General features: G+C 61.8%; 13 protein-coding genes. 5 read left to right on the top strand and 8 right to left on the bottom strand.

Annotation, left to right across the window (positions count from 1 at the left end):
- Positions 1-537: 537 nt before the first annotated feature.
- From PMI03_RS31275 to PMI03_RS29850, 3 genes are all read right to left on the bottom strand, one after another.
- On the bottom strand, positions 538-837 hold the full coding sequence (locus PMI03_RS31275; protein WP_080515863.1) for a hypothetical protein: 300 nt from the start codon (positions 835-837) through the stop codon (positions 538-540).
- Between the two features lie 283 nt (positions 838-1,120).
- The gene (locus PMI03_RS29855; protein ID WP_007703267.1) at positions 1,121-1,381 is read right to left on the bottom strand and encodes a DUF982 domain-containing protein; all 261 of its coding nucleotides are present in this window, start codon (positions 1,379-1,381) and stop codon (positions 1,121-1,123) included.
- Between the two features lie 141 nt (positions 1,382-1,522).
- A complete protein-coding gene (locus PMI03_RS29850) occupies positions 1,523-2,191 on the bottom strand; it encodes a TetR/AcrR family transcriptional regulator (RefSeq protein WP_039974921.1) in 669 nt (222 codons plus the stop codon).
- A gap of 223 nt (positions 2,192-2,414) precedes the next feature.
- Between PMI03_RS29850 and PMI03_RS29845 the strand changes: the two genes are divergently transcribed.
- The 4 genes from PMI03_RS29845 to PMI03_RS29830 all read left to right on the top strand — a co-directional run bounded on the left by PMI03_RS29845 (position 2,415) and on the right by PMI03_RS29830 (position 6,614).
- Complete coding sequence (locus tag PMI03_RS29845) at positions 2,415-3,617, top strand: multidrug effflux MFS transporter (protein WP_007703264.1); 1,203 nt, start codon at positions 2,415-2,417, stop codon at positions 3,615-3,617.
- 121 nt (positions 3,618-3,738) lie between these two features.
- Positions 3,739-4,434: a DNA-3-methyladenine glycosylase I gene (locus PMI03_RS29840; protein WP_007703262.1), complete on the top strand. Its 696-nt coding sequence runs from the start codon at positions 3,739-3,741 to the stop codon at positions 4,432-4,434.
- A 57-nt stretch (positions 4,435-4,491) separates the two neighbouring features.
- The gene (locus PMI03_RS29835) at positions 4,492-5,523 is read left to right on the top strand and encodes a hydroxyacid dehydrogenase (protein ID WP_007703259.1); all 1,032 of its coding nucleotides are present in this window, start codon (positions 4,492-4,494) and stop codon (positions 5,521-5,523) included.
- A gap of 95 nt (positions 5,524-5,618) precedes the next feature.
- Complete coding sequence (locus PMI03_RS29830; RefSeq protein WP_007703255.1) at positions 5,619-6,614, top strand: prohibitin family protein; 996 nt, start codon at positions 5,619-5,621, stop codon at positions 6,612-6,614.
- A gap of 20 nt (positions 6,615-6,634) precedes the next feature.
- On the opposite strand, the gene PMI03_RS29825 is transcribed toward PMI03_RS29830, so the two are convergent.
- From PMI03_RS29825 to tauA, 3 genes are read right to left on the bottom strand one after another with little or no spacing between them, the layout of a single operon-like run.
- Positions 6,635-7,474 carry an ABC transporter permease subunit gene (locus tag PMI03_RS29825; protein WP_007703252.1) on the bottom strand — a complete coding sequence of 280 codons (840 nt, stop codon included), beginning with the start codon at positions 7,472-7,474 and terminating at the stop codon, positions 6,635-6,637.
- Positions 7,471-8,268, bottom strand: a complete 798-nt coding sequence (locus tag PMI03_RS29820; RefSeq protein WP_007703249.1) for a taurine ABC transporter ATP-binding protein — start codon at positions 8,266-8,268, stop codon at positions 7,471-7,473. The genes PMI03_RS29825 and PMI03_RS29820 overlap by 4 nt, the downstream gene beginning before the upstream one ends.
- Before the next feature lie 60 nt (positions 8,269-8,328).
- Positions 8,329-9,336, bottom strand: coding sequence for a taurine ABC transporter substrate-binding protein (gene tauA / locus PMI03_RS29815; protein ID WP_007703245.1), 1,008 nt, complete (start codon positions 9,334-9,336; stop codon positions 8,329-8,331).
- Positions 9,337-9,557: 221 nt separating this feature from the next.
- Here tauA and PMI03_RS29810 point away from each other — a divergent pair, with 221 nt between their 5' ends.
- Positions 9,558-10,928, top strand: a complete 1,371-nt coding sequence (locus tag PMI03_RS29810; protein WP_007703242.1) for an LLM class flavin-dependent oxidoreductase — start codon at positions 9,558-9,560, stop codon at positions 10,926-10,928.
- 3 nt (positions 10,929-10,931) lie between these two features.
- On the opposite strand, the gene PMI03_RS29805 is transcribed toward PMI03_RS29810, so the two are convergent.
- Positions 10,932-11,588, bottom strand: a complete 657-nt coding sequence (locus PMI03_RS29805) for a methionine ABC transporter permease (RefSeq protein WP_007703239.1) — start codon at positions 11,586-11,588, stop codon at positions 10,932-10,934.
- The gene (locus PMI03_RS29800) at positions 11,578-12,663 is read right to left on the bottom strand and encodes a methionine ABC transporter ATP-binding protein (RefSeq protein ID WP_007703236.1); all 1,086 of its coding nucleotides are present in this window, start codon (positions 12,661-12,663) and stop codon (positions 11,578-11,580) included. Before PMI03_RS29800 ends, PMI03_RS29805 begins: the two co-directional genes overlap by 11 nt.
- Positions 12,664-12,731: the final 68 nt, after the last annotated feature.

Raw genomic sequence — 12,731 nt, 5'->3', positions numbered from 1 at the left:
CGAGGCCGGCCTCCCTCCAGGCAAGCATGACGGGAACGCCGATATGCGTCGCTGCCCTGCCGAACATTGGCCACCGGCCGCTTGAAGGGCTAACAACGACATCGGACGTCGCCATTGCCTACAGGAAAGGTGAGACTGCGCCAACGATCAAGGCTTTCATTTCCAGGCATCGAGAGCAAGCTCATGCTCCGGCAAGCCACATGTCTTGAGACGATTATTGGCATGCCCCGAGCGATATTTCCACTGATGGGTGGGACGGGCATCCATGGATGAAGAGAGCGGAACGAGCCGCCACCTTCAGGCGCGCGGCCATCAACCCAGATCCAGCCTTCAAGGCGATTGATCGAGCCGGTTCTCGTGAGTGACCGAGGCGGCTGGTGTGGTGATTTATAGGGTTTCGAATATTACCTACGGCGTTGTGAGGACGCGTTCCTGATAAACTCAGGGCGTCGATAAACGCGCAACACATTTTTGGAGGCAGCGCCCGGTGGAGCGCTGCCATTTCACGCCGACATTAAGCTGTGTCGGGAGCTGGTTTCAGGCTCGATAGTAGTGGTGCCGATGATGCCGATGGGGCCGGTGATGCTTGTGCCAGCCGCGGTGATGACCGCGCCAGTAGTGGCTCCGGTGGCTGCGATGCGATTTCCAGTGATGCCTGTGATGGCGCTGACCGTGCCAATTACGATGATGGCGATGATGACGATAGTCGACCGTCTGGACGGACGATTGAACTTCCGGCTTCGTCATATTCATCATCGGCGTAGCCGACGCCGCACCGGCGCCGATAAGCAGGCCGATACCAAGGATTGCAGCAAGTAGAGTTTTAAAGATTTTCATGATGAACCTCCTTCATCCTCTTCATCCTGAAACCAAGGGGCTGAACGGGGGATGAATGGTTGCCGAGCATTCAATTCGCCTCAAGAAATCGGCTCTGCCTTCCGAGGGAAAGGCAGAGCCGGGAGGCCAGGCACTGGCTCGAGTGCGAACGAGCTTTTTTGGGGGGCGGCGATCTCGTCCGCACGACAAAGGTCTACCACCATAAGCTGAAGCCTAGCTGAAGGGCATCCGATCGGAATGAAAGGGCTTTGCGGATGGACATGGCGCAAGAGACGCCAGTGGCCTAGTCGGCCATCACGGTCTCGATCGGAACACCGGCTTCCATGGCGGCGGCGATGAAGCTGCTGCGGGCTTCGAGCGGCTGCCTCAGCCCGCTTTCAACGTCGGCGCAGACGAGCATGGCGCGCAGGAACGCCTTGCCTTCGGCGACCGGCCATGCATTCAGCAGCATGTCCAATGCTTCTTTCGTGGTGCTGACGGTGTAGGTTGTCCCGGTGCGTGTGCAGATCACCTGCACGGGGTAATTCCAACGTCTATTGCTCATTTTTCGAAGCTCCGACCCATGCTGCGCACGTTAGCGCCTTGGCATGCAAAGGCACAAGTAAATTTCGAAGCAATGTTTGTTGCGCATCGAAGGTACTGAAGCCATCGTTAAAATAGCTCCAGGAAAGACATGAGGCAGGTTTCAGGCGGGAGCTTTCGCTTGAACTCCATAGCCTCGCAGGAACATATCCACGCCCTGTCGGGCTGATATCTCGATGTCCGCCTCGGTTGGCGTTTCGCCGAAGAGTGTCGTCATCTGCAGGTCGGCATTGATCAGCGCGGTGAATTGCCGGGCGGCGATGTCGCAGTCAGGGACATTGAGCAGGCCCTGATGATGGAGGCGGGCGAAGATGGCGCCGATTGCCGTGCCGATCTTGCAGGGGCCGTGTTCGCGCCAGGCTTCGAAGAGGTGCGGGTAGCGGGGGCCTTCGGACTGGACGAGCTTGCGCAGGAATTTTCCATCCTGATTATAGAGGCAATTACGGTTCAGATTGATGGCGAAGGTGGCCAGATCTTCCCGCAGGTTCTGCGGCTTGTCGGGAAAAGCGGCCAGTGCGGCGAATATGGCGGTATTGGCCCGCGCGGTCACGTCGGCGATGACGGCGATGAACAGCGTCTCTTTTTCACGGTAGTGATTGTAGATGGTCTGGCGGGAGACGCAGGCCTGCGCCGCGATCTCGTCAATGCTCGCGCCCGAAAATCCCTCGCGGCAGAAGACGTCGGCCGCGGCATCGAGGATGGGGACGCGTTTCAGGCATTGGGCGGGTCTTGCAGTTCTTGCCTGCAAGGCGGCGGCGTTTCGGCTGTTCATGGGATGAAGATAATGCGTATTGACGATTTGGACAATAGTGTCTAATTTGACATCTGTGTCCAAAAAAATGGACGAGACTGTTAAGCGCAATTCGGAACCCGCGTTTTCCTCCCAAGGCCGTGTGGCGTTCCGGTGACCACCTAGATTTGAATTCCCCTCAAGGGAGATGCGGCGCGACGGCAATCCGGCTTTCGCGCTCGAAACTTTCTGAAAGATCATCATCATGACGACGTCTTTCCTTCGCTATGCGATCATCCTCGGCCTGTTGTCGGCCATCGGTCCCTTTGCGATCGACATGTATCTCCCTGCTCTGCCGTCGATCGGCAAGGATCTTGCCGCGGAGAACAATGTCGTTCAGCTCAGCCTGCTCTTCTTCTTCATTCCTTTCGCCATCTTTCAGCTTCTCTATGGGCCGCTGTCTGACATGTGGGGCCGCAAGGCGCCGCTTTATATCGGCATCGGCCTGTTTGCGGTGGCAAGCGTCGGCGCCGCCACGGCCAGCAATATCGAGACGCTGATCGCCTTCCGCTTCCTGCAGGGCATCGGCGGTGCGGCCGGCATGGTGGTGCCGCGCGCCATCGTGCGCGACATGCACACCGGCGTTCAGGCGGCGCGGCTGATGTCGCTGCTGATGCTGGTGTTCAGCATCTCGCCGATCCTTGCACCGCTGACCGGCAGCGCCGTCATCGCCTTCTACGGCTGGCGCGGCGTGTTCTGGGCCGTGACGATTGCGGCGATCATCGGCCTCATCCTGCTGTCGACGCAGCTTGAGGAGACCCGGACGAAGGCGGAGCGTTCTGAAAGCGGCCTGGGCAGCGCCATGGCCGCCTACCGCCTGTTGCTCGGCGACCGCAATTTCCTGACGTTGAGCTTTATCGGCGGTCTCGGCATCTCCAGCTTCCTGGTCTATCTCGCCAATTCGCCGTTCATCCTGATCGACCATTATGGCCTGACGCCAACGGAATACAGCGTTGCCTTCTCGGTCAATGCTGTCTCCTTCTTTACGGTGTCGCAGCTCACCGGCTGGCTCGGCGAGCGCTTCGGCCTGGTGCGGGTGATGCGGGTCGCCGTTACCGCCTTTGCCACCACGATGGCGCTGCTCGCCATCGTCATGAGCCTTGGCTTCAATCAGTTGCCGGTCTTGGTCGTGTTCCTCTTCGTCGGCTACGGCTTCCTCGGCCTGGTCATCCCGACGACGGCGGTGCTGGCGCTCGAGGATCACGGCGCAATTGCTGGCACGGCCTCGGCGCTGATGGGCACACTGCAATTTGTCACGGCTGCCATCGCCATGATCATTGCCGCCGTGTTCTTCGATGGCACTGCCCTGCCGATGGTTGCCGGCATCGCGCTCTGCGCCGTCGCAGCCCTGCTGCTGACTCAGGCGACGATCGCCCGCCGGCCGGTGGTGGAAGCCGCCGCGGAATAACGCCTTTACAGAGAGAAGAATGAGGCCGGGGCATTGCTCCGGCCTTTTCGATTCCGGCACTCGCATCTTGCGGAGTGGGCCAAGATCATGAAGACTTCGAACCCAAAAGGGAGAGAGGCGGATGGGCAGCTTCGCGGAGATTCTGGAGCGGGCGGAGAAGCGCAAGGGCGGGGCCGAAGGGCTGAAGGCGCTCATGCCCAAGGCGCCGGATCACGACGTTTTGCGCGCCATGCCGGACGACCGATTGCTGTCGGAAATGACGCGTTATGTCTTCTATGCCGGCTTCGTTCGCAATGTCATCGATTCCAAATGGCCGGGGTTCGAAGCGGCTTTTTCCGGTTTCGATCCCGCCTTTCTCAATTTCGCGCCCGATGATTACTGGCACGACCTGACCTCCGATAAGCGCGTGGTGCGCAATGGCGCGAAGATCATGTCGGTCAGGGCCAACGCGCACTTCATTCGTCAGCTTGCCGAGGAGCATGGCAGCGCCGGGGGCTTCTTCGCGGACTGGCCGGTGGAAGATCACATCGGTCTGCTCGCCGTACTCGATAAGCGCGCCGACCGGCTCGGCGGCATGAGTGGTCAATATTTCCTGCGCGCCATCGGCCGCGACAGTTTCGTGATGAGCCATGACGTACTCGTTTGCCTGCGCCTCTCCGGTCTGCCGATCTCGGAGACCAAGCCGGGCAAGAAGGATCTGCGCCTGATCCAGGATCAGTTCAATGCCTGGGGCGTCGAAACCGGCCTGCCGCAAACCTACCTCTCGCGCATCTGCGCCTTCTCCGTCGGAATGCCGGGGGAAGAGGCCGAGGACTGATTGATTTGGTCCGCTGAATGATATTGGATCGCGCCTCGAAATAGGGAGGAAACAATCATGTCGACCGACAACAGGCCTCTGGCCATCAGCGCGCCCGAGCCGCGTTCGCTTGAGCTTATTTTCACCAAGGACGCGCTGTCGCTCCTCCATTCGAAATATCGGATCGTCGAGACGGATCCGGAGGATGTCGCCGATCTTGGCGACGATATTCTTGGTGAGGCGCAATACATCATCGGCCAGCCGCCGCTGTCGAAAGAGGTGCTGGACCGCATGCCGCGCCTGCGCTGCATCCTGAATGTCGAGAGCAATCTCATCAACAACATGCCCTATGATGTGCTCTTCGAGCGCGGCATCCATGTCGTCACCACTGGGCAGGTCTTTGCCGAGCCGGTGGCGGAGATCGGGCTTGGTTTCGCGCTCAGCCTGGCGCGCGGCATCGTCGATGCCGATGTCGATTTTCGTCAGGGCAAGGAGCTTTGGGGTGGGGACGGCAATGCCAGCGCCCGGCTGCTTTCCGGCAGCGATATCGGCATTGTCGGCTTCGGCGATCTCGGCAAGGCGCTGAACCGGCTGCTCTCCGGCTTTCGCGCGACGGTCAGGGTGTTCGATCCCTGGATGCCGCCGTCTATTCTCAGGGAGCATGGCGTCCAGCCGGCCAGTCTCGACGAGGTGCTGTCGGGCAGCGATTTCATTTTCGTCGTCGCCTCCGTCACCAGCGAGAACAAGGGGTTTCTCGGCGGAACGGCCTTCGCTCGCATGCGCAAGGGGGCGGCCTTCATCCTGCTCAGCCGCGCCGATGTCGTGGACTTCGAAGCGCTGATGGCGGCGGTTGCCTCCGGCCATATCGTTGCGGCGAGCGATGTCTATCCCGAGGAGCCACTCAGCGGAGATCATCCGGTCCGCAGTCTCAAGGGTTTCATCCGATCGGCGCATCGCGCCGGCGCGCTCGACAGCGCCTTCAAGAAGATGGGCGACATGGTGCTGGAGGACATGGACCTGATGGATCGTGGCCTGCCGCCAATGCGCTGCAAACGGGCGGAGCGGGAGACGGTGTCGCGGATGCGCTCGAAGCCGGTCACCCGGAACTGATGAAGCGCTGCGGATTTGCCGCCTAAACCTGGACGGGTGCATTCTTGCTCCGACTCATCTATGTCTCGGCCATTGAGGAAATGGTGGGGACAGAGATGGCGAATCGGGAAATCGACCTGGCATATGCGGCGACCAGGGGTCGCCTGCCTGCCTTTCTAGGCATTGCCGCCGTCATCGCTATTGTCATGCTCGTCCTCAGCTCGTGGTACACGATCGACCAGGGGGAGCGCGGCGTCATTCTGCGCACCGGCGCCATGGTCGGTACGGCCGAGCCGGGCCTGCATTTCAAGCTGCCGTGGATCGAAACCGTCGTCAAAATCCCCGTGACGCAGCAGGTGACCTACTGGACCTGCCAGAACGGCGCGAACTGCGAGGCGGGCGAACATCCGCAGATGCAGGCCTATTCGCAGGACCAGCAGCCGGCCGACATGCGCGTGACCATTTCCTGGCATGTGCCGCCGGATGCGGTCGAGAAGGTCTATTCCGAATTCGGCTCGCTCGGTAATCTGGAATCACGGCTGGTGTCGCGGCGTGCGCCGCAGGACGTAAAAACGGTGTTCGGCAAGTTCACCGCCGCTTCCGTCATCCAGAATCGGGCGCAGTTCAACACCGACGTTCAGGCGGCGATCGAGGCCGGCATTCAAGGGCCGGTGCAGATCGACAGTGTTCAGGTTGAGAATATCGATTTCTCCGATGCCTATGAGAACAGCATCGAGCAACGCATGCTGGCCGAAGTAGAAGTGCAGAAGCTGCGGCAGAATGCCGAGCGTGAGAAGGTGCAGGCTCAGATTACCGTGACGCAGGCCCAGGCGGCCGCCGATGCCCGCCGCGCCGATGCACAGGCGCAGGCCGATGCCGTGCGGCTGCAGGCTGAAGCCGATTCACAGGCAATCCAGCTTCGCGGCGATGCCGAGGCGAAGGCGATCAAGGCGCGCGGCGACGCGTTGCGCGACAATCCGAACCTGATCTTCCTGACTCAGGCGGAAAAGTGGAACGGGCAGTTGCCGACCACCATGTTGCCGAACGGCTCTGTGCCGATGCTCAATCTCGATGCGCGGCAGAATTCCGCCGCGCCGGCGGCGCAGGAATAAGCCGAGCCCTCTCGATCGGCTCAGCGATGAGCCGACCAGGGCACGAGGCGGCGTTCGATCAGCCGGACGGTGATCTCGAACAGGAAGGCGATCAGCGCGATGACGATGATGCCGCTGATGACGATATCGGTCACCAGGAACTGCGCGGCTGACTGGATCATGAAGCCCAGGCCCTGTGACGCCGCGACCAATTCGGCGGCGACCAGGGTGGACCAGCCGGCGCCGAGCGCGATGCGGATGCCGGTGAGGATCGAGGGGATGGCGCCCGGCAGGATGACGTGGCGCAGCACCTGTAGCCGGCCGGCGCCGAAGGAGCGGGCAGCGTTGACATAGTCGACGGGAGCGGCCTTCACGCCGGCAGCGGTCGACAGGATGATCGGCGGCAGCATGGCAAGCGCGATGACGGTGATCTTCGATGCCTCCCCGATACCGACCCAGATGATGACCAGCGGCAGATAGGCAAGCGGCGGCAGCGGCCGCAGGAATTCGACGATCGGGTCGAGGATACCCTTGCCGACACGGCTGGTGGCGATCGCCAGTCCGGCCGGAATGCCGATCACCAGTGAGACGGCGAGACCACCGAAGATCCTGAGCAGGCTGGCGAAGGCGTGCTCGAGCAGCGTCGAATCGACGAAGCCGGTGACGTTCAGCGCGTAGAGCGCCTTGGCGACGGTTAAGGGCGAGGGCAGGAAGACCGGCGAGACGACACTATAGGCCGCCGCAACAGCCCAGATCACCAGCAGTGCCAGCACGGTTGCGAGCGAGATCCACAGCGTCGAGCCGGACGAACTGTTCTTGGTTGCGGGCACGGTATCGGATTTGGTGGCGACGGTCGCGATCTTTTCGATATCGGCGGTCAAGCTGCCTCCTCCTCATTCTCGTCGTGGATCAGGCCGGTCAGGTCATCGTGGAGCTGCTTGAATTCGGCGGACGCTTTGATCTCGGCAAGCGGTTCGCCGGCAAGGTAGCGTTTGCCGAAGGACAGGGGGATATCGGCGGTGATGCGGCCGGGATTGGGCGTCAGGGTGATGACGCGGGTGGCGAGCAGCAGGGCTTCGTCGATGCTGTGGGTGATCAGCAAGGCGCCGGTGCCGCTCTCCGACCAGACCTTCAGCAGGAACTGCTGCATGCGGGTGCGGGTGAGCGCATCCAGCGCACCGAGCGGTTCGTCCATCAGCAGGAAACGCGGATCGGAGGCCAGCGCCCGGGCGATGCCGACCCGCTGGCGCATGCCGCCGGAAAGCTCCCAGATATTGCGATCGCCGGCACCTTCCAAGCCGACCTTGGCCAGCAGCCTTTCGGCGCGGCGGCGGCGCTCTTCCTTCGCGATTCCGTGCAGGCGCAATGGAAAGGCAATGTTGTCGCGGGCATTGAGCCAGGGATAGAGCGCATCGTCCTGAAAGACGACAGCACGGTCGGCTGCCGGTCCGTCGATCTCCTTGCCATCGACAAGGATGCGCCCCTCGGTGGGCGCGAGGAAGCCGGCGGCGAGATTGAGCAGGCTGGTCTTGCCAGAGCCGGAGCGGCCGATGACGGTGACGAATTCGTCGGAGGCGATATGCAGCGTCAGATTATCGAGGACACGGCGGGCATCCTGCCGACGGCGGTCGCCGGGAAAATTCAGCGAGACGGATTGCAGGGAAAGGATGCTCATATGTGGGACTCCAATGAATTGGCGCAGACGGGGGATCCCAGTCTGCGCCAAGGGTAGAAATCAAAGGCCGGTCTTGGCCGCGTCGGTGACGAACTTGGCGTTGACGTAGGGAGCGTAGTCTTTCAACACTGCCGGGACCTTGCCTTGCTCCAGCAGGAAGGCGGAGGTTTGGGCGATTGCCTTCACCGTGTCGCCGCCGAGGAACTCGGCGCTCGCCTGCTCCTTGAGTGTCGGGAAATAATAGCCCTTCAGCAGCTCCGGCACCTCTTCCGGCTTCGCGCCGGTCAACTTGGCGATCTTGGCGGCCTGCGGCGACGAGGCGTTCCAGCTTGCCGGATCGGCGTGGTAGGACGCGTAAGCCTTGCCGGTGACCTGCACGAAGCTGGTCACGATCTCCGGATGGGCATCGGCAAATTTCTTGCTGACGATCCAGGCGTCGAAGGTCGGGCCGCCCCATTTGGCGACGTCGCCCGAGGTCGCGAGGATCTTGCCGTTCTTCTTGATCTGCGACAGAACCGGATCCCAGACATAGGCGCCATCGAGGTCGCCGCGCTCCCAGGCGGCAGCGATTTCCGGCGGGCGCAGGTTGAGGATCTGCACCGTCTTGGGGTCGATGTTCCAATGCTTCAGTGCGGTCAGCAGGCTGTAATGCGAGGTGGAGACGAAGGGGGTGGCGATCTTCTTGCCCTTCAGATCCTCCGGCTTGTCGATGCCCTTGACGGCGAGTGCTTCCGCATCGCTGATATTGCCGACGACGTAGATGGCTTCGATCGGCAATTCGCGGCTGGCGGCGGCGGCAAGCGGCGAGGAGCCGACATAGCCGATATCGATCGAGCCTGAGGCGATGGCGGCAACGACATCGGCGCCACCGTCGAATTTATGCCAGCTGATCTTCGCGCCGGTCGCCTTTTCATAGTCGCCATCGGCTTGCGGCACGCGTGACGGCTCGACGATCGGCTGATAGCCGATATTCAGCGTCACGTCGGCGGCACTTGCATAAGAACCGAAAGTTGCGACAAAAATGGTGACGGCTGTGGTGGTCAGAAGATTGCGTCGATTGATGGTCATGTTTCCCCCGGGCATGGTGCTTCGAAATGGTCTTTAATCGCTGACATGGCAGCTGATCCGCACTAATGATCGTGAAATTGATAGAAAATATAGAGATACAAAATTCCGGATTCGGGTCATCCGCCGCAACCTGCTTCCAAATATCGCGAAACTCCGGATCTTTTTGCGGTCGCTGAAGGAAAATAGGCGGGACGATGAATTCAAGGGGTGAGGGCTGTGCAATGAAGCCGATGCAAATCTACGCCTTCGACATGAACTGCGTCGGGCATATCAATCACGGCCTCTGGACACATCCGCGCGATCTGTCGCTGAATTATACCAATCTCGACTACTGGGTGGATTTCGCCCGCACCGCCGAGCGCGGCAAGCTGGACGGCATTTTCCTCGCCGATATCGTCGGTGTCTATGATGTCTATAAGGGCAGCCCCGAGACGTCGATCCGCACGGGTGCGCAGATACCGGTCAACGACCCGATCATCCCGCTCTCGGCGATGGCCTATGTGACGAAGCATCTTGGCTTCGGCGTCACCGTCAATACGACCTACGAGCCACCGTTTCTGTTCGCACGACGGATGTCGACGCTTGACCATCTGACCAAGGGCCGCATCGGCTGGAATATCGTCACCGGCTATCTCGACAGTGCTGCTCGCAGCATGGGGATGGAGCGCCAGCCTGATCATGATGCCCGTTACGATGCCGCCGAAGAGTATCTCGAGGTTGTTTACAAGCTCTGGGAGGGAAGTTGGGACGATAATGCGGTCAAGCGCGACAAGGCGGGCGGGCTGTTTGCCGATCCATCGAAGGTGCGCGCCGTCCGGTATGAAGGCAGCCATTACCGGATGGAAGGCATTCACCTGAGTGAACCGTCGCCGCAACGGACGCCGCTGTTGTTCCAGGCCGGCGCTTCGGCACGCGGCCAGGATTTTGCCGCGCGGCATGCCGAATGCGTGTTCATTGCGAGCCCGGTGCCGCAGGGCGCCAAGCCGATGACGGATGCGCTGCGGCAGCGGGCCGTGGATTTCGGCCGGCGCGGCGACGATCTCCGTATCCTCAATCTCATCACCGTCGTCGTCGGGCGAACGGAGAAGGAGGCCGAGGACAGGCTGGAGGATTATCGCCGCCACGCCAGCGTCGAGGCGTCGCTTGCGCATTATTCCAGCTCCATCGGCATCGATCTCTCGAAATTTGGCCTCGACGAGCCGATCGAACAGAAGACGACGAATGCGCAGCAGGCGGCTCTTGCCGTCGTTACCGGCAAGGCGAGCGGCAAGCCGGCGATGACCCCACGAGAGATCATCGACCAGATGGTGCTCGGCAGCCGACAGAAGCCGATGGTCGGTTCGCCGGAGCAAATTGCCGATCGCCTTCAGCTATGGATGGAGGAGGGCGGGATCGACGGCTTCAATCTGGCGCGCACGGTGGCGCCGGAAAGCCTGCACGATTTTGTCGATCTCGTCATTCCCGTGCTGCAGGAGCGCGGGCTGTTCAAGGCGGATTATGCCGAGGGCACGCTGCGCCAGAAGCTGTTTGGCCGAGGCGACGGGCGGCTGCCGTCAAGTCATCCGGCAGCCGCATTCCGTCACCACGACTAGCTTCTAGCGATGATCGAGCTTGGCGACGAGGCGGTCGCCGAGCCATTGCATGCCGCAGACGAGGATGATCAGCACGACGACGACGGCGATCATCACGCCGGTCTCGAAGCGCTGGTAGCCGTAGCGGATGGCAAGGTCGCCCAGCCCGCCGCCGCCAATCGTGCCGGCCATGGCGGAGGCGCCGATTAGGGTTACCAGCGTCACGGTAAAGCCGGCAACGATACCGGGCAGTGCTTCCGGCACCAGCACTTCGCGAATGATCGTCCAGCGATTGCCACCCATGGCGCGCACGGCATCGATCAGGCCGCGATCGACTTCGCGCAGCGATACCTCAGCGATGCGGGCGTAATAGGGGATGGCCGCGATGGTGAGTGGCACGATGGCCGCTGTGGTGCCGAGTGCCGTGCCGACGATCAGCCGCGTCAGCGGGATCAGGGCAATCAGCAGGATGACGAAGGGCACGGCGCGGAAGCCGTTGACCAGGGCCGCGAGGATGCGGTTGACGGTGAGCTGCTCGGCGATGCCGTCGCGGCCGGTGACGACCAAAGCGAGACCGAGCGGCAGGCCAATGACAAGCGAGAGCAGGCCGGATGCGCCGGTCATCCAGATGGTTTCCCAGAAGGAGCGCCAGAGCAGGCCAAGGATGATGTCAGTTGTCATAGCCTAGAACCTCCACCCGGGCGGACCGGGCCATCAGAAAATCAGTCACCTGCGCCGGCAGCGCCGGATCGCGCGTCGGCACCGCGATGAAAAAGCGGGCGACGGGCTGGTTCTGAATATGATCGATGCCGCCATGGACAAGGCGGAAGGAATGCGGCAGCGCCGCAGAGAGCTCGGCAAATAACGCGCCTTGCGCGGCCGGGCCGGCGAGGTCGATGCTGAGAATGGCTTCGGCTCCCGGCGTCTGCGACAGACGTTCGGCAATATGGTCGGGGAGTTGCGGGCGGATCGTGCTGAGCAAGCTTGCGGTGATCTCGGTCTGCGGATTGGCAAAGACCGACCAGACGGCACCTTCTTCGACGATCCTGCCGGCATCGATGACGGCGACGCGATCGGCAACCGAGCGCACCACTTCCATTTCATGGGTGATGAGCAGGATGGTCAGCCCGAGCTTGCGGTTGATATCCTTCAGCAGTGCCAGGATCGACCGTGTCGTTTCGGGATCAAGGGCAGAGGTGGCTTCGTCGGAGAGGAGAAGAGCGGGGCGGGCAGCAAGCGCCCGGGCAATGCCGACGCGCTGTTTCTGGCCGCCCGAGAGAGCTGCGGGATAGGCCTTCGCCTTGTCGGCAAGGCCGACGAGGTCGAGCAACTCGCGGGCGCGTTTTAGGCGCTCGGCCTTGGCCACACCTTCGATCTTCAGCGGCAGGGCGACGTTCTCTTCCACCGTCTTTGCCGACAGCAGATTGAAATGCTGGAAGATCATGCCGATGCGGCGACGCAGCGGCTGCAGCTCGTTTTCCGACAGGCCGACGATGTCGCGTCCTTCGATATGGATCTCGCCGCTATCGGCGCGCTCCAGCCCGTTCAGGCAGCGGATCAGCGTCGACTTGCCGGCGCCGCTGCGGCCGATAATGCCGACGATTTCGCCACGCCGGGCAGTCAGCGAAATACCGTCGAGCGCCGGCGTCGTGCCGAACCTGCGGCGGACGTCGACGAGACGGATGATCTCGTCATTGCCCGGTGAGCCTGGCGGCGCGTGCCCCTCAATGGCTGTGGCGGAAACGAAGGAATTCATGTCAATCTTCTCTCGGCTTGTGTCGTCGGGTGCCGATCTGCTGAAAACACCGAAGGCGGCCCGAGCAA

The sequence above is a fragment of the Rhizobium sp. AP16 genome (assembly GCF_000281735.1).
Lineage (GTDB): Bacteria > Pseudomonadota > Alphaproteobacteria > Rhizobiales > Rhizobiaceae > Rhizobium > Rhizobium rhizogenes.
This window is presented reverse-complemented; position numbering and strand designations above follow the sequence as displayed.